The sequence below is a fragment of the Vibrio sp. SCSIO 43155 genome (assembly GCF_023716605.1).
In the GTDB taxonomy this organism is placed as follows: domain Bacteria; phylum Pseudomonadota; class Gammaproteobacteria; order Enterobacterales; family Vibrionaceae; genus Vibrio; species Vibrio harveyi.
The window spans coordinates 3,459,529-3,479,169 of sequence record NZ_CP071852.1 but is presented as its reverse complement, the minus strand read 5'-3'; the positions used below and the strand labels follow the sequence as shown (position 1 = coordinate 3,479,169).

Sequence of the window (19,641 nt, the reverse complement as noted above, 5' to 3'; positions counted from 1 at the left end):
TAAAAGATTATGAAGAAGAAGTGCTACCGCCAACGAGTTTGTCACATAGACCTTTTGGTACGACTACGAATGCGTCTTTTTGGTTATCTTCTTTAGAAGTACCAGCACATGAGCTGCTTTTCGTTGCACAGTCGTTTTTACCTGCTTTAGAAACGCCGTAGCACTTTTCTTTATCAGCAGCGACAGCTGGAGCTGCAGTTAGCATTGTGCCACCAAGAGCTAGAAGACCAGTAACAGCAGCAGTAACAGCTAGATTCGACTTTTTCATAATAAATTCCTCTGAATGATTTCCTTTACTTTAAGTTGGCAAGATGAATCGCCTGTTTTGGCGTTTTTGTTATCAACTTGCTTAACTTAAAAGATAGGAAACTGGCTAAAAAACTTTCAGAAAAATTTTCGAAACAAATGGTTTTAAAGAATGGAATTTATATAACTTATTGATGTGTAGAGTAAAAAAACGACGAATTTTTTATGAATTTTTGTCTAATCTGAAGAGGTTGTTTAGGTTATAATCTATTTTTATGTATAAATAACCAGTAGCTCTCATCATGATGGATCCATCTCTATTACTCGACGGTTTGAACGACAAACAACGTGAAGCCGTTGCAGCACCTTTAGAAAACTTGCTCGTCCTTGCTGGTGCAGGGAGTGGTAAGACACGCGTTCTTGTTCACCGTATCGCTTGGTTGATGTCGGTCGAGCAATCATCTCCGTTCTCAATCATGTCGGTAACCTTTACCAATAAGGCGGCGGCAGAGATGCGTGGACGTATCGAAGAGCTAATGATGGGCAGTGCAGGCGGTATGTGGAATGGTACTTTCCACGGCATTTGTCACCGTATTCTGCGCGCGCACTATCTTGATGCCAAGCTACCGGAAGATTTCCAAATCATCGACAGTGACGACCAACAGCGTTTGCTAAAGCGTTTGATCAAAGCGCAAAACCTCGATGAGAAGCAGTGGCCAGCACGCCAAGTGGCATGGTGGATTAACGGTAAGAAAGACGAAGGTCTGCGCCCGTCGCACATTGATGCGTACCATGATCCAGTGACCAAGACATATCTGCAGCTATACACCGCTTACCAAGAAGCGTGTGATCGTGCTGGTTTAGTCGATTTTGCGGAAATCTTGCTGCGCGCACATGAGCTACTGCGTGATAACAAGTTCGTTCGTGAACACTACCAAGCACGCTTTAAGCATATCTTGGTGGACGAGTTCCAAGATACCAACAACATCCAATACGCTTGGCTACGTATGATGGCGGGTCCTGAGTGTCACGTTATGATTGTAGGTGATGACGACCAGTCGATTTACGGTTGGCGTGGTGCAAAAGTCGAGAATATTGAGAAGTTTACGCTGGAATTCCCAAGCGTGAATACCATTCGTCTTGAGCAAAACTACCGTTCAACCAAGACTATTCTGGAAGCGTCCAATGCTCTGATCGCGAATAACACCGAGCGTATGGGGAAAGAGCTTTGGACTGATGGCGTTGTCGGTGAGCCTATCTCGGTATATAGCGCTTACAACGAACTAGACGAAGCCCGTTTTGCGGTAAACAAAATCAAAGAGTGGCAAGACAAGGGCGGGGCTCTGAATGACGCTGCAATGCTTTACCGTAATAACGCCCAGTCGCGTGTACTTGAAGAAGCATTAATCCAAGCTGGTCTGCCTTACCGTATCTACGGCGGCATGCGATTCTTCGAACGTCAGGAAATCAAAGATGCCTTGAGCTACATGCGTTTGATTGCCAACCGTAATGATGATGCGGCATTTGAACGTGTGGTGAATACGCCAACGCGAGGCTTGGGTGATAAGACGCTTGAAACCATCCGTTTTGCGGCTCGTGATCGTGGTTGCACCATGTGGGAAGCGAGTGTGGCGATGTTGGATGAGAAGGTGCTTGCTGGTCGTGCTGCTGGTGCTCTGAGCCGTTTTATCGAGCTTGTCACAGCACTAGAAGACGACACCATCGAGATGCCGCTGCATCACCAAACTGACCATGTGATCAAATACTCGGGCTTGTTCGCAATGTACGAGCAAGAGAAGGGCGAAAAGTCTAAGGCGCGTATTGAGAACTTGGAGGAATTGGTGACCGCAACTCGCCAATTCGAGAAACCAGAAGAAGCCGAAGACATGTCACTGCTGACGGCATTCCTTACCCATGCAGCATTAGAAGCGGGTGAAGGACAAGCGGATGAGTTTGAAGATGCGGTTCAGCTCATGACATTGCACAGTGCGAAAGGTCTAGAGTTCCCATTGGTGTTTATGGTCGGTGTGGAAGAAGGCATGTTCCCAAGCCAAATGTCGGCAGAAGAAGCAGGGCGTTTGGAAGAAGAACGTCGTCTGTGTTACGTAGGCATGACCCGTGCGATGCAGAAACTGTACATCACTTATGCTGAAATGCGCCGCTTGTACGGTCAGGATAAGTACCATAAACCGTCTCGCTTTATCCGTGAACTGCCAGAAACTTGTTTAGACGAAGTACGCATGAAGGCGCAAGTTAGCCGTCCTGCAAGCAGTGGTCGATTTAGCCAAACGGCAGTGAAAGAGAGCTTCAATGAAACTGGCTTTACGCTAGGTTCTCGTGTGATGCATCCTAAGTTTGGTGAAGGCACCATCATCAACTTCGAAGGCAGTGGTCCACAGAGCCGCGTACAGATTGCCTTTAATGGTGAGGGCATCAAATGGTTGGTGACTGCTTACGCTCGACTAGAGAAACTGTAAGGCTTCCCCAAAACTCATACCAATCGTAGTAAATAACTAGTCATTCTAGCTTGTTAAAATACTCGATAACTGCGTTGCAATTTTTGATTGTAGAATAACTACTTATCGAAAAATTGCGCCTTGTTCTCAAGCATTTTCCCTACGCTATTTCTGATCACTAATTTACTGTGATTGGTATCATCAACTCAAGAGCTGCTTCGGCGGCTCTTTTTGTTTGTGCTGTTTTTGTGTCGCTAATGCAGTAAAAAATGGAATGATAAATGGAGTGCGAAAGCGCGATTTAACTATACCGTTTGAAGTGAAAGATGAGCGTTGTGGGTGAATGTCTACTTTCAGCAGAGCTGCTGAGAAAAATTTTAGGCAAAGAAAAACCCCGAGGGCTTGCGCCCATCGGGGTTATAGTCTTACTCGCAGCAATCCGGCTACTAAGAGTGCTCCATGCATCTAATCCATGATAGTGTGCTGAATCCGTCAGCTTAATCCTTACGTCGCCTTCCTAGCGGTGTCCTTAATGACCTTATCCTGGTCTGCTAACCATCCTCGTTAGCTCTCATCACTTGTTCCCTGAGCGGCGTCCCTGACATCATCCTGATGTTCAAATCCTTGCCTCGTCCAGAGGTGTCCATTTCCCGTCCTTAGTAGCAACCATCCTAGTCACTATTGATTCCGTTCAATGTCCAATTTTGCAATCCATGCCCGACTATTCATCCTGAATAACCGTTTCTTCTTCCTGAAGTTCACCAAGTCCGTGGTGTTTCCTGTTCCGTGTCAGCATCCTTCCGACAGGTTTAATATTACGTGTTTAACGATTTCCAACAACGGGCTAATCTCACATTTTTTCACTCTCTTTGCGTTCAAAAAAGATACATAAATATTAAATTCAATGACTTATGTTCTTTGTTGTACGGTTTTACCATTAAAAAAGAGAGGTTTGCTCAACCCTTTGTGAGAGATCTCGCACAAGGGGTCGAGCGAAAGACTCTTACTGCCCGATAGCGGCACCTTCACGCCTTGGATCGGCTGCGCCCTCAAGACCGTCTTTTGTTATACGTATCGCATGCAGTCCAGAGTTCAAATCACGAACATCAGTTTTAAAACCCATCTTTTCCAACTCAGGCTGCAAGCCTTCTGCAGCAGTACCTTGCTCAATATCTAAAGTACCAAAACGGTTCAGTAATCGTGGTTGATTAATCGCGCTTTGGATGTCCATATCCCATTGCGTGTGGGCGATAATGGCTTGTGCGACGTAACCAATGATGCGGCTGCCACCCGGTGAGCCAATTGCCATGTAAGGTTTGTCATCCTTCATCATAATGGTTGGTGCCATGGATGAGCGTGGGCGTTTACCCGGTTCTAAGCGGTTCGCGATTGGCACACCATCTTGATGAGTGCGGAAAGAGAAATCGGTCAGTTCGTTGTTGAGCAAGAAGCCGCGCACCATCAAGCGTGAGCCAAAAGCGTTCTCAATGGTCGTTGTCATTGAAACCACATTGCCTTGCTTATCAACGATATTGAAATGGCTGGTGGAAGGCAGCTCGATCGATTGATCCATGCTTAAGTTCATCGCGTGTGACCACGGTGGATTGCCGGCTTCAACCTTACTCAAGGCTTTACCGATTTGGATAAGCTCAGCACGTTGTTTGAGATAATCTTTATCAAGCAAGCCTTCGGTTGGCATTGGCACATAATCTTGGTCAGCCATGTATTTACCGCGATCCGCGAACGCAAGACGAGATGCATCGGCGATCACTTGCCATGATTTTGCGCTTTCGGCTCCCCATCCTTTCAGATCGTATTGCTCGGTGATCGCAAGAATCTGCCCAACCGTCAATGCGCCAGAGCTTGGTGGTCCCATACCGCAGATGTCATAGCTTTGGTAAGCCGCACAAACCGGTTCACGTTGCTTAATTTGGAACGCATCAAAGTCAGGTTGTGCCAATACGCCAGGATTGCCCGGTGCATTCTGTACTGTCTTGATGATGTCTGTGGCGATATCGCCTTGATAGAAAGCTTTTGCCCCCTGTTCTGCAATTGCCGTCAGAGTTTGCGCGTATTCAGGGTTCTTCAACAACGTGCCTTCGGTTTTTGGTGAGTCATCTGGATTGAAGAAGTAAGCCTTAGTCGCAGGGAAGCGTGATAGGCGCTTGGCATCTTTCTCAATCAGACTCGCGAGACGAGGACTGACTTCGAAACCTTGCTCAGCCAAGGTAATTACAGGTTGGATGATTTTCTTCCATTCTAACTTGCCGTATTTCTGGTGCGTGTCCCAAAGTAGTTTCACTGTGCCAGGAGTGGCAACGGAACGCCCACCGACAACCGCATCGTAAAATTGCAGTGGTTGTCCTTTGTCATCTAGGAAGAGTTTCGGCGTTGCGGCGAGCGGTGCGGTTTCGCGTCCATCATATGTAGTCAGTTTTTGTTTCTCACTGTCCCAATACACTAAGAAGGCGCCACCACCAATGCCTGAAGATTGCGGTTCTACCAAGCCCAGCATCAGTTGTACGGCAACCATGGCATCAATAGCATTACCACCTTGTGCAAGAACGTCTGCCCCAGCTTGGGTGGCTAGTGGGTTGGCTGCTGTGACCATATAATCTTTGGCTTTAACCAATTGCTTTTGCTCGAAGCCAGTGCTGTGCTCTGGCGCAACGGCATCTGCTGCTTGGTTAGCAAAGGCTGAGGTAGATAAGACGAGTGGGGAAGTAAGAAAAAGACCCGTGGTCACGAGTCGGTTGAACGTCCAATGCATGATGACTCTCCATGTTGCCAGTTTTGTGCTTTCAGCTTGGCAGTCATGAAGAGTCACGTCGAGTCAGCAATCTTAGAAATGTCGATTGTGCTACGCTTTTAAATCAGTACTTTATCCGATAAAAGTGCTGATGGTTTGGTACAAAATGCTGCCGCCCACGAGAGTAAATACCACGCCACACAGACCGTCAATGTAGATGCTTGCTTGTTGCAATTTACGTTGTAAGCGCTGCGTCGACAGCATCCATGCAAGGCTAGAGAACCAGAATAGCGACAAGCTAAACAAGATGACCAAAGCAATACCTTTGCCAGTTATCGACATACCTGCAGGGACTAAGCTCGACATCAAACTGATAAAGAACACCAAAGCTTTCGGGTTAAGAATGTTGGTCGCAAATCCTTTAGCAAATGCCTGACGCTTATTGCTGATCACGAGGTTGCTTTGCTTCTTAGGTTGATCCGCCAGCGGTTTTTTGATCATCGAGATCACGGCGCGCAATGCACCAATACCTAAATAGAGTAGGTAACTACCACCGAGCAGTTGCACCACGGAGTACAACACTGGGTGCTGGTGGACGATATAACTCACGCCTGTCAGGCTAAACAAAGAGTGCAGCAAAATACCGACAGACAACCCCAACGCAATGTACAAGCCAGTTTGACGACCATGACGCGTCGCGTTTTGTACGACCAGCGCAAAGTCGGGACCTGGACTCATTAGGGCAATAAAGTGAATGCTGGCAAGCGTCAGCAATATGGTGGACTCATTCATAACACATCTCAAATATAACCAATGCGGCTATTGTCGTGGCAAGTCACCTGTGGCGCTTGTAAAAAACTGACAGCTTTCTCGGTAAATGAAATTAGCGAGTCACTTGAGAAGGGGAAACACCGTAGGTCTGCTTAAACGCTTTGCTGAAATGCGCTTGATCGTAGAAACCGATTTGATGGGCGACGTCGGTACCACATTGACCAGATTGCAGTAACTTCATGCCTTGTTCTAGGCGCAGACGTGCGAACCATGCGTAAGGCGTCATGCCAGTTTGCGCTTTAAAGTGGCGCTGGAACTGAGTTGGGCTCAGTTGGCACAGCTCTGAAAGTGAATCCAAACGCACTGCTTGGTCGAGGTTCGCCATTAGATAATCTTTTAACGTTCCAAGTGATTGATTTCCTAATGGCACCACTTTTTGTCGCTCAAGCGATCCGTAGCGATCAAAAAGCTGGTTAAATCCTTCAAAAGGAAGGCAATCTTTGGTGAGTTGGCTGAGGTTTTCACGACGAAGTAGCCCGTGTAAGTTACTAAGTTGTGAAAATATCTGTGGATCCGAGATGATCAGCTCGTTGAAGTGTATTATTTGACCGTTTTGCTTAAGATCAGCCAGATCGCTCAATAGGTGAGGTTCGATCGCAAATACATTTACTTCATAGCCACTTTCGAGCTTAGATTGCCCGTCGTGCAGTTCATCTGGCGGCATAATCACAATTTGCCCGTGACCAACTTGGTGGCTGTTACCTTGGTATTGGAACTTCTGCGCGCCATGCGTGATCAGACCGAGATGAAAATCCAGATGGTAATGCCTTTGAAAAGCAAATTTCTGGTATTTCGCCTCTATCAGACTCAGGTTGTCATGGTCGGTTGCGTAGTACTGAATATGTTCCATTAAATAAAAAAAGCTTGGTCACATTATGACCAAGCTTATCCATCAATTTCTTAAATGTCTTGTAAAAAACGATCAGGCAGCACGAGCCGCTTTGCGTGACTTGCGGTTATTACGCAGACCATCAAAGCTAAATACCACCAAGGCGCCCCAAATAAAGGCGAAGGTGATGGCTTTATCGCTGGTGAACGGTTCGCCGTAGATCAGCACCGCAAGCAAGAACATCAAACTTGGACCAATGTATTGGAAGAAGCCCAACGTCGATAGTTTTAAGCGGGTTGCTGCGCCAGTAAAACACAGTAGCGGCAGGGTAGTGATCACGCCAGCGGCAATTAACAAGGTATTCAGCTGCATTGGGTTATCAAGCATGTTGGACGTCGGTGAACTCGCAATAAACAGCAAGTAAATTGCTGCAGCAGGTAACATCACCAAGGTTTCAATAAACAGTCCGGTTTGTGCTTCCACACTGACTTTCTTACGCAGCAAGCCATAAAAGCCGAAACTCATTGCCAGCGCTATCGCGACCACAGGCACCGAGCCAAAGACGATCAGCTGAACTAATACGCCACAAGCAGCAAGGACAACCGCGAACCACTGAAGCTTACGTAGACGCTCGCCAAGGAAGACCATCCCGAGTAAGACGTTGATCAGTGGGTTAATGTAATAACCTAAGCTGGCATCGAGCATGTGATTCGAGTTCACCGCCCAAATGAAGATCAACCAGTTTGCACCCACCAAAATGGCAGTAGAAACCAGAAACATCATCTTGGTTTTGTTTTTAATGATGTCGCGAACCGAGCGCCAATGGCGACCAAAATGGAGGAGTGCGGCTAGCAAAAAGAAAGACCAAATCACTCGGTGGCTTAAGATCTCAAGTGGCGAGACTTCAGCAATCGATTTGAAGTAAATGGGTGCGATGCCCCACATGGTGTACGCGCCAATAGCAAGCAAGACGCCTTGCCGTGAGCGTTGTTGTTCTTCTGGTGTCATGGGATGTCACCTAATTGAGTTTTTATAGAGCAGAAAATCAGTATACGAGTCGTGAGCTGAATCACCTAACAATTTGCGGTTTTATTCACCATGAAACCCCATTACAATGTGCCCTCACTTTGCGTGCTAGTGGCATGCATAAGCACCTCTTTTTAAGACCCAATCTGAGATTTTTCATGACCTCTACCTTGTTAGCCGAACAATCAGACTCGCCTGTAACGCCTCAACGTGTGTTGGAGGATGTGTTTGGTTACCAAGAGTTCCGTGATGGTCAGCAGTTGGTGATTGACGCCGCGGTAGAAGGTCGCGACAGCTTAGTTATCCTGCCTACTGGTGGCGGTAAGTCGCTGTGTTATCAAATTCCTGCTTTGGTTCGCTCTGGAATTACTTTGGTCATTTCTCCGCTTATCTCGCTGATGAAGGACCAAGTGGACCAGCTTAAAGCCAACGGTGTAGCGGCTGAATGCATTAACTCGACCATGCCTCGTGAAGAGCTGCTCAGCGTGTATAACCGCATGCACACAGGTCATCTTAAGTTGGTGTACGTCTCACCAGAACGCGTATTGATGCGTGATTTTATTGAGCGCTTGGAAAACCTGCCGTTATCGATGATTGCTGTCGATGAAGCGCACTGTATTTCCCAATGGGGACACGACTTCCGTCCAGAATACGCCGCGCTTGGTCAACTTAAGCAGCAGTTTTCCCATGTGCCATTTATGGCGCTGACGGCGACGGCGGATGACGCAACGCGCCGAGATATTCTTGAGCGTCTGCAACTGAATAATCCAGAGGTTTACCTAGGCAGCTTCGACCGTCCTAACATCCGCTACAACTTAGTTGAGAAGCACAAACCGGTTTCGCAAATCGTTCGTTATCTTGAGACCCAGAAGGGTAATTGCGGCATCATTTATTGTGGTAGCCGTAAGAAAGTTGAGATGGTGACTGAGAAGCTGTGCAACAACCACATTCGTGCTGCTGGTTATCACGCAGGTATGGACGCCGATGAGCGCGCTTACGTTCAAGAAGCTTTCCAACGCGATGATATCCAAATCGTAGTGGCGACAGTGGCATTCGGTATGGGCATCAACAAACCAAACGTGCGCTTTGTGGTTCACTTTGATATCCCGCGCAACATCGAGTCTTACTATCAGGAAACCGGTCGTGCAGGGCGTGATGGTTTGCCTGCGGAAGCGATGATGTTGTATGACCCAGCGGATATCAGTTGGCTGCGCCGTATGTTGGATGAGAAGGACGATGGTCCACAGAAGCAGGTGGAAACTCACAAACTGAATGCGATGAGTGCCTTTGCTGAGGCGCAAACCTGTCGTCGTCAGGTGCTACTGAATTACTTTGGTGAGTATCGCGAGAAGCCATGTGGCAACTGTGATATTTGCTTAGATCCACCGAAACACTTTGATGCAACAGAAGAAGCGCGTAAGGCGTTGTCTTGTGTGTACCGTGTTAATCAGAGCTTTGGTATGGGTTACGTGGTAGAAGTGCTACGTGGCATGCAAAACATTCGTGTACGTGAAAACGGGCACGATAAGATTTCTACCTACGCGATAGGTCGCGATCACAGCCACGATTACTGGGTGAGTATTTTCCGTCAGTTAATCCACAAAGGGCTGCTGTTCCAAAACATTATGCGCAACTCAACGCTGCAACTTACTGAAGAGGCGCGTCCGCTGCTACGTGGCGATGTGACCCTAGAGTTAGCGGTTCCGCGTTTAGACACCGCAGCACGTGCGGCGAAGTCAGATAAACTGACCAGCAAGAACTACGACAAAAAGCTGTTTGCTAAGTTACGTAAGCTGCGTAAGTCGATTGCTGATGAAGATGGTTTGCCACCATACGTGGTCTTTAGTGACGCGACTCTGATTGATATGGCGGAAATTCTGCCAACGTCTTACGGTGAAATGCTGGCAGTCAGCGGCGTTGGTCAGCGCAAACTGGAAAAGTACGCCGACCCATTCCTCGATTTGATTCAAGAACACATTACTCACCACGGATAAGGAACCAAGATGCAAAAGGAATTTGGCTTAGCGGACTACATGGCACAAGAAGGGCGCTTAATCATTACCGCGCCGAGCTTTGACCTCGATAGCTTTCCTGCCTTAGGTGAGCGTTTAGTCGGACTGCTTTCTGGTACTGTGGTGGAAAAGCAGTGGGATGCGGACATTCACTCTTGGCTGATCGATTTTGAAGGTTGCCGACTGTTTATGAAAGCAGAGCATTACAGCGAAGCGATTTGGTTTGAAGCGTTAGCGATTGAAGAGAGCAGAGAAGAGTTGGATTATCTCGCAGGATTGTTCCAGCGCGGTTTCTAAAATAGAATTTTTCTTGAAAGGGTGTTTCACATGAAACACCCTTTTTTATGCTCAAACGTTTGCGTAAAACAGACGACTTGCGGCGAAAAGTGGTTAATGTATAATCGCCCACCGCTTCGCTCAGAATGAGCCAAGCCAGTTTATTTTTCATTTTACATTGTTGGTAAGAGCCACTCTATTCAGTGACTCGATTTGGGTTCCCTCACCCCCAAACCAAACTAAAAAGGTATCGCATGAGTAACTTTACCCCTGCGCAGCAGCGCAACGCCCTTATCTATCTGGTTCTATTCCACCTAGTCATTATTGCATCTAGCAATTATCTAGTTCAGCTACCGTTTACTATTTTCGGTTTCCATACCACTTGGGGTGCATTCACTTTCCCATTTATCTTCTTAGCGACTGATTTAACCGTACGTATTTTCGGTGCTCAGTTGGCGCGTAAGATCATCTTCTTAGTGATGTTGCCTGCTTTAGCAGTGTCTTACTTCTTATCGGTGGTGTTCTTCGAAGGTCAATTCCAAGGTTTTGGCCACCTAGGGGAATTTAACTTATTCGTTGCTCGTATCGCGATTGCTAGCTTCATGGCGTACCTACTTGGTCAGATCATGGATGTGCATGTGTTCAACCGCCTACGCCAAATGAAGCAATGGTGGGTGGCACCAACGTGTTCAACGCTTTTCGGTAATGCACTTGATACCATCGCTTTCTTCGCCATTGCGTTCTACCAAAGCCCAGATCCATTTATGGCGGAGCATTGGACGGAAATCGCGCTGGTGGATTACGGCTTCAAACTGATTATCAGTCTTGGTCTGTTCGTTCCTATGTATGGTGTACTACTGAATTACCTAATTAAGAAGCTGACTGCGGTGAACCCTGACTTTAAGGTGACGACAAGCGTTCAGTCTTAATATCAGTGGGAACCCCGAAAGCCGCTTGCTCAAATCAAGCGGCTTTTTTGTGCCTGTTTGCTTGGGTTCAGAGTGTTTTGTACAGCGTGGGGAGTAATTAGATCATGGGTGTCCAAAAGCTCCCTAAGCTGTACAAAGGTAAAAATGGAGTAATAAAAAAGGTCCCAATAGGGACCTTTAACCAAGTATTAAGTCATCGTGAGATTTAACAAGTCACAATACTTAACGGCCAACCAATGTCTGTTTGACGGTTGGATTCAATTTCCAATTCAGCCGCAGTCAATGGGTTTGCCTCTAACCACTTCGCATCAATATTGAGCGTCAGTTTGTCGCCTTCCGCAGTGAGAGTCACACATGGCTCTAGAGCTGGATTACGACGGTGGCTGAGTAAAACCGCAAGACGCAATAGGCGCAGTACGCGTTTACCACTCGTGCCTGAAAGGGCATGTTGCTCAGGCAGTGACGTCAGTTGTTCACGGTAACGGCGAGCAATTTCACCGATAAAGAACTTCTGCGCACGGGTGTAACCAGGCAAATCCAGATGCTGTAGCAGGTAAGCGCTGTGCTCACCGCCCTTTTTGAAGTCGATAGTTAGACCGATTTCATGCAGCTTGGCTGTTGTTTCCAGCAGGACTTTACCCTGAGGTTCTGCAACCCAAGCTTCACCGCCAACTTGCTCAAGCAGTTTGCCCGCAAGTTTTGCAACTTGTTCGCCGTATTGGCAATCTAGCTGGTAACGGTTTTGTACGCTACAAACGGTGCGTGCACGGATGTCGTTTTGACGAAGTTCGTCAACCATCTCGTACACCAAGCCTTCACGTAGTGCGCCGCCAGCCAGTGTCATGGCATCGATTTCTAGTAGCTCAAAGATCGCAATCAAAATAGATAAGCCACTTGGGAACACCAAAGCTCGCTCTAGGGTCAGACCTTCAATGTCAAGCTCTTCCAAGTGATCAGCAAGCATCGCCTGCTTTTGTAGACGCTTAAGTTTGGAGTGAGTAATTACTTCGTCCATACCTTGCTCTAGCATTATCTCTTGTAGTGCTTGAACGGTACCAGATGCCCCAACACACACATCCCAACCTAGGTCGGTGTACTGCTCTAAGATTGGCATCAGAGTTTGCTTCGCGCCTTCAATTGCGGCTTCGAAGTTACGTGCATTTAATTGGCGGTCTTTAAAGAAGTTCTCTAACCAAGTGACACAGCCCATTTTTAGACTGGTCAGTGCTTTGGCTTCGAAACCTTCACCGATAATCAGTTCGGTACTCGCACCGCCGATATCGACCACAAGGCGACGACCGCTGCCACCTGAGGTGTGAGCAACACCTTTATATATAGTGGCGGCTTCTTCTTCGCCGGTAATCACTTCGATAGGCTGACCTAAAATTTGGTTCGCCTTCTCTAGAAAAACATCCACATTGGTCGCGGTACGCAATGTCGCGGTACCCACAATACGGATGTTCTGTTTAGGAATATCCTGCAAGCGTTCTGCAAATAGACTTAAGCAGTCCCATCCTCGCTGCATAGCTTCCATACTAAGAGAGTTATGTTCATCTAAGCCCGCGGCTAGACGAACTTTGCGCTTAATTTTAGCCATAGTTTGAACGCTGCCATCGATGTGACGCACAACGAGCATGTGAAAACTGTTCGACCCGAGGTCGATGGCGGCGTATAGCGGTGATGATCCTGCTTGACTCATAAACGACTTCAGTTTCCTTTTATGATTGTTTTGGCGCTGATTGACGCGGCTGACGAGGACGACGTCCTTGCGGCTTGCGGTTACCAGAGCGAGTGCCACCTGTATTGGTGCGACGTTGTTGAGTACGAGGCGCGCGCATACGAAGTGGTGCAGGCAAGTCTTGGATTAGAGCCGAGGCATCGTAATCAGAAACTGGGATTGCGTGCTCAATGTATTCTTCGATTGGTGGCAAGTTGATTGCGTAATCTTCACAAGCAAAGCTAATAGAGTGACCACTTGCGCCAGCACGACCAGTACGACCGATACGGTGAACGTAATCTTCACAGTCATCCGGTAGGTCGAAGTTGAATACGTGTGTTACTTGAGGAATATGAAGACCACGAGCAGCAACATCGGTTGCGACTAGTAGGTCAACTTCACCGCGAGTGAATTGCTCAAGAATCTTTTCACGCTTCTTCTGTGGTACATCGCCAGTCAGTAGACCCACACGGTGACCATCTGCTGCTAGGTGACCCCAAATCGACTCACACTTATGCTTCGTATTAGCAAAAACGATCGCGCGGTCTGGCCATTCTTCTTCAATAAGAGTTTGAAGCAGTGCCATCTTGTCTTCATTAGAAGGGTAGAAAAGCTCTTCTTGGATGCGGTGACCCGTTTTTTGCTCTGGCTCAACCACAACATGCTCAGGATTGTGCATGTGTTCGAAAGCTAATTCTTGTACGCGATAAGACAATGTTGCTGAGAACAGCATGTTCAAACGCTCTTTTGGCTCAGGCATACGACGGAACAAGAAACGAATGTCTTTAATAAAGCCAAGATCAAACATACGGTCCGCTTCATCCAGAACAACCGCTTGAATGTTGTTTAGGTTGAATACGCGTTGCTTGTAGAAGTCGATGATACGGCCTGTAGTGCCGATAAGAATGTCTACGCCGTCTTGCAGTTTTGCCAGTTGCTTGTCGTAGCTTTCGCCACCGTACGCTAAAGCGGCTTTAAGACCCGTGCTAGCAATCAAAGGTTCAGCATCGTTAAAGATCTGAATCGCTAGCTCACGCGTTGGCGCCATAATGATCGCGCGCGGCTGAGTTGGCTTGCGACCTTCGTGCTCTGGTGTCGTTAGAAGGTGGTTGAAGGTAGCAGTAAGAAACGCGAGGGTTTTACCAGTACCCGTTTGGGCCTGGCCTGCAATGTCTTGGCCGGTGAGCAGTACCGGCAACGCCAAGGCTTGGATAGGGGTACAATATTCGAACCCTTTTTTGTCCAATCCTTCAATAACTTGGGGCTTTAAACCCAAATCGGCGAACTTTTGCTCTGTGATATGCGTCTTTTTCATAGCGATAGAATATCAGCTAAAGCTTGCAATAAGAAAGTAAATACATTCCAATAGGGCATCTATTTACTGGTTATCATCCAACCAGTTTCGAAAAACACATTGGAGTGGAAGATGAGTGATAAGATTTTGCAGCTTACTGATGACGGTTTTGAAAACGATGTAATCAATGCTGCAGGCCCGGTTCTAGTTGATTTTTGGGCAGAATGGTGTGGTCCTTGTAAAATGATCGCTCCTATCCTGGACGAAATCGCTGACGAGTACGAAGGCAAACTCACTATCGGTAAACTAAACATTGACCATAACGCAGGTACACCACCTAAGTTTGGTATTCGCGGCATTCCAACGCTACTGTTATTTAAAGACGGTAACGTAGCGGCAACGAAAGTTGGTGCTTTGTCTAAGACTCAACTAAAAGAGTTCCTAGACGCAAACCTATAATCACTAAGTGATTACAAACAAAACCGTGCAATATGACAATGCGCGGTTTTGTTTTTCTAACTCTGGACTAGAATATTAATTAGTGCTAACTTATCGCGCGTTAATTGAACAAATTTCTCTTCTTGGTCGATCCTGAGACCAAATCCATCTTAACTAGAAAACAGATCTTATTTTGACTAAACAAGCATCCACCACCATGAATCTTACTGAACTGAAGAACAGACCTGTGTCTGACCTTGTAAAGCTTGGCGAAAGCCTGGGTCTTGAGAACCTAGCTCGTCTAAGAAAACAAGACATCATCTTCGCAATTCTTAAAGCGCACGCGAAAGGCGGCGAAGACATCTTTGGCGATGGGGTTCTGGAGATTCTGCAAGACGGCTTTGGTTTCCTACGTAGTGCGGACAGCTCATACCTTGCTGGTCCAGACGACATCTACGTTTCACCAAGTCAGATTCGTCGTTTCAACCTACGTACTGGTGACTCAATTGCTGGTAAGATTCGTCCACCAAAAGACGGTGAGCGTTACTTTGCCCTGCTAAAAGTCAACACAGTAAACGACGACAAACCAGACAACGCTCGTAACAAGATCCTATTCGAGAACTTAACGCCTCTACACGCTAACGAGCGTATGGTTATGGAGCGCGGTAACGGTTCTACAGAAGACATCACAGCACGTGTTTTAGACTTGGCATCGCCAATTGGTAAAGGTCAACGTGGTCTGATTGTTGCTCCGCCTAAAGCGGGTAAGACAATGCTTCTGCAAAACATCGCTCAAAGCATCGCATACAACCACCCTGAGTGTGAGTTGATGGTACTTCTAATCGACGAACGTCCTGAAGAAGTGACAGAGATGCAGCGTCTAGTTAAAGGTGAAGTAGTAGCGTCAACGTTCGATGAGCCAGCTTCTCGCCACGTACAAGTAGCGGAAATGGTAATCGAGAAAGCAAAACGTCTTGTTGAACACAAGAAAGACGTGGTTATCCTGCTTGACTCTATTACTCGTCTAGCTCGTGCATACAACACCGTAGTCCCTTCATCAGGTAAAGTACTAACTGGTGGTGTGGATGCAAACGCACTACACCGTCCTAAGCGTTTCTTCGGTGCAGCGCGTAACGTAGAAGAAGGTGGCAGCCTAACTATCCTTGCTACTGCTCTAGTTGATACTGGTTCGAAGATGGATGAAGTTATCTACGAAGAGTTCAAGGGTACAGGTAACATGGAAATCCACTTGAACCGTAAGATCGCAGAGAAGCGTGTATTCCCAGCGATTGACTTCAACCGCAGTGGCACACGTCGTGAAGAGCTTCTAACTAAGAATGAAGAGCTTCAGAAGATGTGGATTCTACGTAAGATTGTTCACCCAATGGGTGAAATCGATGCAATGGAATTCCTAATCGACAAGCTAGCGATGACGAAGACTAACGACGAATTCTTTGATGCAATGCGTCGCCAATAGTCTCAGATAAGTAATTCTGCGAAAAGCCACCGTATATCGGTGGCTTTTTTATTGCTTTCTCCCGATAGAAGTATCAGAATGAAGAAAATGTTATCGGGAGGTTAACATGCAACAAGGAATGTTGTCGTCATTACTCCTGAGCTTGTCACTTATCACGCTACCCGTGACTTTATCTGCTAAGGAAATGCAGGAGACCGTGGTAGAGCAGTGGCTTCAGGATACCCATATACAGACCAAAGTATCTGAATTGCTCGATTATGCAGTCAGAGACGAGGTCGACTCTCTCAAATTTGCTCTCGACCGACTGGCTTTTCCTCAACAAGAAGTCGTTCGTTTTCTGTTGCTCGAAAAACTAGAGCAACAAGAAATCATCCTTACGCCGAGAATGGCGATTTTTGTCGAATCCCAAATTAGTATCACCCCAACTTACCAAGTTTTAGAGCGTGGTGATGGTTACGAATTCACTGTGCCTGCGTTTAACTTTCCCTCTATTGCGAGTCGTCTGATTAAACGTTGGAAACAAGACCAAAGCACGTTGGAGTTTGTACTAGCAGCAGAGCGCCAAGAACTTAACCTAAAAGATTGGTTAACAGGCACTTCGCAACATGTACAAACCAGAGAAGCGCTACTTATACGTGAGTTAGATAGCCTATCTCCCGATGCACTTGAGGCGCTAACCAAACAATTGACCCATGCAAACGTAACGAGCTGGTTACCATCCACTGCCGTTGTGGTGCGTTTGGCGCAAGTTAGCCAAAATGAGGCGATGTATGATCTGCTTTGGCGAATGCGTGCGGATTACAACAGCCAAACTGAGCTAGAAAGGCTTGCTGAGGTTAGTGATGAGTTCTCATTACAACAATTGATGAATTCTACGGTCAATCCGACCTTAAAACCTTATGCTATTGAACTGCTCACGAGATCCAATCCACTCTCTCAAGACGTAAAACAGTTCCTCGTTGCTAAGATGGCGCTCTCAGAAGAAGCGACTCTAGTTGCGAGAGAGCTAGCAAAACAGGGGCATCAATCGTGGTTAGAAGAGCTTGTTTCAAGTAATCGCCAAGTAAAAGCGCGACAGATTCAGGAATTCTTGAAGTGATGACACTTTAAAGACCGTTTCTTCGCATTGTTATCATTGAAGTAACCTAGCTCACATACCCACACAAAATAGGAGGATCTTAGCGTCCTCCTATTTGTTATACTGCGGACAGTTTAATCAGCCAGCATGAAGGCCTATGAGTTTTAAGGATTTACGCGAATTTATCGACCACCTAGAACAGAAAGGTCGACTTAAACGCATCACTCACCCCGTCGATCCCGCTTACGAAATGACAGAAATTAGTGACCGCACCTTGCGTGCTGGTGGTCCTGCATTGTTGTTTGAGAACCCAATCGGCTACGACGTGCCTGTTTTGACGAACCTATTTGGTACGCCAGAGCGCGTCGCAATCGGTATGGGACGCGAAGACGTTAAAGAATTAAGAGAAGTCGGTAAGCTACTGGCTTATTTAAAAGAACCTGAGCCACCAAAAGGCTTCAAAGACGCGTTGGAAAAACTGCCTGTGTTCAAACAAGTATTGAACATGCCGGCTAAGCGTTTACGTAAAGCACCATGCCAAGACATTGTTTGGCAAGGTGATGAAGTTGACTTGGATAAGGTTCCGGTAATGAGCTGTTGGGCAGAAGATGTTGCGCCGCTGCTTACTTGGGGCTTAACCGTAACCAAAGGTCCAAACAAAAAACGTCAGAACCTAGGCATTTATCGTCAGCAGAAAATTGCCAAGAACAAAATCATCATGCGTTGGTTAGCTCACCGAGGTGGTGCGCTCGACCTGCGCGATTGGATGGAAACCAATCCAGGTAAACCTTTCCCAGTTTCGGTCGCGTTTGGTGCAGACCCAGCTACCATTCTTGGCGCGGTAACACCAGTGCCAGATACGCTATCGGAATACGCATTTGCAGGTTTGTTGCGTGGAAGCAAAACTGAAGTCGTGAAGTCAGTCAGTAATGATTTGGAAGTGCCAGCGAGCGCGGAAATCGTGATGGAAGGCTATATCGACCCAAACGAGTTTGCTGATGAAGGTCCTTACGGTGACCACACTGGCTACTATAACGAAAAAGAAAAGCACCACGTATTCACCATTACGCACATTACTATGCGTAAAGATCCTATTTATCACAGCACCTACACTGGTCGTCCGCCAGATGAACCAGCTGTATTGGGTGTGGCATTAAACGAAGTGTTTGTGCCGATTCTGCAAAAGCAATTCCCAGAGATTGAAGATTTCTATCTGCCGCCAGAAGGTTGTTCGTACCGAATGGCAGTCGTCACCATGAAGAAGCAGTACCCAGGACATGCCAAGCGCGTAATGATGGGCGTGTGGTCTTTCTTACGCCAATTCATGTATACCAAGTTTGTTATTGTGTGCGATGAATCGGTAAACGCACGAGATTGGAATGATGTCGTGAAAGCCATGTCAGAGCATATGGATCCTGTGCGTGATACCTTGATGATAGATAACACGCCAATCGACTCTCTAGATTTTGCTTCGCCAGTGGTTGGTCTTGGATCCAAGATGGGGCTAGATGCAACCATTAAATGGGATGCCGAGCTAGCGACGCGAACCGAGGTCACTGAGCGAGACAGCATAGCGATTACCGAAACAGAGCTGAATGAGTTGAAACAACAACGCCCTGAGATTGTCGATATCTATCTACCTGCAACAGCAAATAACCAGTTCGTTGTTGTGACCATGAAGAAAGACCAAGCTGGTCAATCGCAAGCCTTGATGGAATACCTGTGGGACTTCTTTGCTCAGCACACGGATAACAAATTCATTATCTTGTGTGACGATGACGTTAATGCACGAGATTGGAATGACATCATTTGGGCTGTAACAACCCGAATGGATCCAGATAGAGATACTATTCAAGTGCATAGTAAGACTGCTAGTTCATCCAAATTAGGATTGGATGCGACCAACAAGTTTGAATCCGAAGTCATGCGCGAGTGGGGTACGCCTATCAAAAAAGATCCTAAACTTGTGGCTAAAGTCGATGAGATTTGGGACCAGTTAGGTATTCTATGAGTCATCAAGTCCACCTTCTACCAATGGACGTTACGTTCCAAGTAAAAGAAGGGGAGACGGTGTTGGAAGCTGCGCTCAACAACAATATTCGCTTCCCACATCGTTGCCAAGTTGGCGCTTGCGCCATGTGCATGTGTAAAAAGCTAACGGGCGAGGTGAGTTACCACCTCGAACCGATGCTAACCGAAAAAGAGCAACAGCAAGGTTGGATATTCCCTTGCCAAGCCTATACAGAAAGTAATTTAGTGCTTACTTTTGATGAGTAAGCGAGA

At 46.9% G+C, this 19,641-nt stretch carries 16 protein-coding genes; 9 read left to right on the top strand and 7 right to left on the bottom strand.

The window, feature by feature from the left end:
* Positions 1–7: 7 nt before the first annotated feature.
* The gene (locus tag J4N44_RS16530; RefSeq protein WP_005451246.1) at positions 8–268 is read right to left on the bottom strand and encodes a BufA1 family periplasmic bufferin-type metallophore; all 261 of its coding nucleotides are present in this window, start codon (positions 266–268) and stop codon (positions 8–10) included.
* 280 nt (positions 269–548) lie between these two features.
* On the opposite strand from J4N44_RS16530, the gene uvrD reads away from it, so the two are divergent.
* Positions 549–2,723, top strand: a complete 2,175-nt coding sequence (uvrD, locus tag J4N44_RS16525) for a DNA helicase II (protein WP_017817563.1) — start codon at positions 549–551, stop codon at positions 2,721–2,723.
* A gap of 982 nt (positions 2,724–3,705) precedes the next feature.
* Here uvrD and ggt read toward each other — a convergent pair.
* From ggt to rarD, 4 genes are all read right to left on the bottom strand, one after another.
* Positions 3,706–5,472, bottom strand: a complete 1,767-nt coding sequence (ggt, locus tag J4N44_RS16520) for a gamma-glutamyltransferase (RefSeq protein ID WP_252044679.1) — start codon at positions 5,470–5,472, stop codon at positions 3,706–3,708.
* 111 nt (positions 5,473–5,583) lie between these two features.
* On the bottom strand, positions 5,584–6,243 hold the full coding sequence (locus J4N44_RS16515; RefSeq protein ID WP_252044677.1) for a LysE family translocator: 660 nt from the start codon (positions 6,241–6,243) through the stop codon (positions 5,584–5,586).
* 91 nt (positions 6,244–6,334) lie between these two features.
* A complete protein-coding gene (locus tag J4N44_RS16510) occupies positions 6,335–7,132 on the bottom strand; it encodes an AraC family transcriptional regulator (RefSeq protein WP_009696782.1) in 798 nt (265 codons plus the stop codon).
* A gap of 72 nt (positions 7,133–7,204) precedes the next feature.
* Positions 7,205–8,119: an EamA family transporter RarD gene (gene rarD / locus J4N44_RS16505; RefSeq protein ID WP_005440031.1), complete on the bottom strand. Its 915-nt coding sequence runs from the start codon at positions 8,117–8,119 to the stop codon at positions 7,205–7,207.
* Between the two features lie 176 nt (positions 8,120–8,295).
* Here rarD and recQ point away from each other — a divergent pair, with 176 nt between their 5' ends.
* The 3 genes from recQ to J4N44_RS16490 all read left to right on the top strand — a co-directional run bounded on the left by recQ (position 8,296) and on the right by J4N44_RS16490 (position 11,354).
* The gene (gene recQ, locus J4N44_RS16500) at positions 8,296–10,131 is read left to right on the top strand and encodes an ATP-dependent DNA helicase RecQ (RefSeq protein WP_154203320.1); all 1,836 of its coding nucleotides are present in this window, start codon (positions 8,296–8,298) and stop codon (positions 10,129–10,131) included.
* A 9-nt stretch (positions 10,132–10,140) separates the two neighbouring features.
* Positions 10,141–10,446, top strand: a complete 306-nt coding sequence (locus J4N44_RS16495) for a DUF3630 family protein (protein ID WP_154203321.1) — start codon at positions 10,141–10,143, stop codon at positions 10,444–10,446.
* Between the two features lie 233 nt (positions 10,447–10,679).
* Positions 10,680–11,354, top strand: a complete 675-nt coding sequence (locus J4N44_RS16490) for a 7-cyano-7-deazaguanine/7-aminomethyl-7-deazaguanine transporter (RefSeq protein ID WP_005378770.1) — start codon at positions 10,680–10,682, stop codon at positions 11,352–11,354.
* A 205-nt stretch (positions 11,355–11,559) separates the two neighbouring features.
* Here J4N44_RS16490 and gppA read toward each other — a convergent pair whose 3' ends face one another.
* Positions 11,560–13,053, bottom strand: a complete 1,494-nt coding sequence (gene gppA / locus J4N44_RS16485) for a guanosine-5'-triphosphate,3'-diphosphate diphosphatase (RefSeq protein ID WP_252044675.1) — start codon at positions 13,051–13,053, stop codon at positions 11,560–11,562.
* A gap of 19 nt (positions 13,054–13,072) precedes the next feature.
* Positions 13,073–14,386, bottom strand: a complete 1,314-nt coding sequence (rhlB, locus tag J4N44_RS16480) for an ATP-dependent RNA helicase RhlB (RefSeq protein ID WP_005451190.1) — start codon at positions 14,384–14,386, stop codon at positions 13,073–13,075.
* 111 nt (positions 14,387–14,497) lie between these two features.
* Between rhlB and trxA the strand changes: the two genes are divergently transcribed.
* The 5 genes from trxA to J4N44_RS16455 all read left to right on the top strand — a co-directional run bounded on the left by trxA (position 14,498) and on the right by J4N44_RS16455 (position 19,635).
* Complete coding sequence (gene trxA, locus J4N44_RS16475; protein WP_004745500.1) at positions 14,498–14,824, top strand: thioredoxin TrxA; 327 nt, start codon at positions 14,498–14,500, stop codon at positions 14,822–14,824.
* A 196-nt stretch (positions 14,825–15,020) separates the two neighbouring features.
* Complete coding sequence (rho, locus tag J4N44_RS16470; RefSeq protein WP_005440042.1) at positions 15,021–16,280, top strand: transcription termination factor Rho; 1,260 nt, start codon at positions 15,021–15,023, stop codon at positions 16,278–16,280.
* 106 nt (positions 16,281–16,386) lie between these two features.
* Positions 16,387–17,379 carry a hypothetical protein gene (locus tag J4N44_RS16465; protein ID WP_005451187.1) on the top strand — a complete coding sequence of 331 codons (993 nt, stop codon included), beginning with the start codon at positions 16,387–16,389 and terminating at the stop codon, positions 17,377–17,379.
* A gap of 136 nt (positions 17,380–17,515) precedes the next feature.
* Positions 17,516–19,369, top strand: coding sequence for a 4-hydroxy-3-polyprenylbenzoate decarboxylase (gene ubiD / locus J4N44_RS16460; protein ID WP_252044674.1), 1,854 nt, complete (start codon positions 17,516–17,518; stop codon positions 19,367–19,369).
* On the top strand, positions 19,366–19,635 hold the full coding sequence (locus tag J4N44_RS16455; RefSeq protein ID WP_009696789.1) for a 2Fe-2S iron-sulfur cluster-binding protein: 270 nt from the start codon (positions 19,366–19,368) through the stop codon (positions 19,633–19,635). Before ubiD ends, J4N44_RS16455 begins: the two co-directional genes overlap by 4 nt.
* The last annotated feature ends 6 nt before the right edge of the window (positions 19,636–19,641 follow it).

What these genes read in the sequence shown, in the direction of transcription:
- gppA (WP_252044675.1), bottom strand. Translation starts at nt 13,053, where the DNA reads ATGAGTCAAGCAGGATCATCACCGCTATACGCCGCCATCGACCTCGGG.
- ubiD (WP_252044674.1), top strand. Translation starts at nt 17,516, where the DNA reads ATGAGTTTTAAGGATTTACGCGAATTTATCGACCACCTAGAACAGAAA.
- J4N44_RS16455 (WP_009696789.1), top strand. Translation starts at nt 19,366, where the DNA reads ATGAGTCATCAAGTCCACCTTCTACCAATGGACGTTACGTTCCAAGTA.
- trxA (WP_004745500.1), top strand. Translation starts at nt 14,498, where the DNA reads ATGAGTGATAAGATTTTGCAGCTTACTGATGACGGTTTTGAAAACGAT.
- J4N44_RS16530 (WP_005451246.1), bottom strand. Translation starts at nt 268, where the DNA reads ATGAAAAAGTCGAATCTAGCTGTTACTGCTGCTGTTACTGGTCTTCTA.
- J4N44_RS16515 (WP_252044677.1), bottom strand. Translation starts at nt 6,243, where the DNA reads ATGAATGAGTCCACCATATTGCTGACGCTTGCCAGCATTCACTTTATT.
- rho (WP_005440042.1), top strand. Translation starts at nt 15,021, where the DNA reads ATGAATCTTACTGAACTGAAGAACAGACCTGTGTCTGACCTTGTAAAG.
- uvrD (WP_017817563.1), top strand. Translation starts at nt 549, where the DNA reads ATGATGGATCCATCTCTATTACTCGACGGTTTGAACGACAAACAACGT.
- J4N44_RS16495 (WP_154203321.1), top strand. Translation starts at nt 10,141, where the DNA reads ATGCAAAAGGAATTTGGCTTAGCGGACTACATGGCACAAGAAGGGCGC.
- recQ (WP_154203320.1), top strand. Translation starts at nt 8,296, where the DNA reads ATGACCTCTACCTTGTTAGCCGAACAATCAGACTCGCCTGTAACGCCT.
- ggt (WP_252044679.1), bottom strand. Translation starts at nt 5,472, where the DNA reads ATGCATTGGACGTTCAACCGACTCGTGACCACGGGTCTTTTTCTTACT.
- rarD (WP_005440031.1), bottom strand. Translation starts at nt 8,119, where the DNA reads ATGACACCAGAAGAACAACAACGCTCACGGCAAGGCGTCTTGCTTGCT.
- rhlB (WP_005451190.1), bottom strand. Translation starts at nt 14,386, where the DNA reads ATGAAAAAGACGCATATCACAGAGCAAAAGTTCGCCGATTTGGGTTTA.
- J4N44_RS16510 (WP_009696782.1), bottom strand. Translation starts at nt 7,132, where the DNA reads ATGGAACATATTCAGTACTACGCAACCGACCATGACAACCTGAGTCTG.
- J4N44_RS16490 (WP_005378770.1), top strand. Translation starts at nt 10,680, where the DNA reads ATGAGTAACTTTACCCCTGCGCAGCAGCGCAACGCCCTTATCTATCTG.
- J4N44_RS16465 (WP_005451187.1), top strand. Translation starts at nt 16,387, where the DNA reads ATGCAACAAGGAATGTTGTCGTCATTACTCCTGAGCTTGTCACTTATC.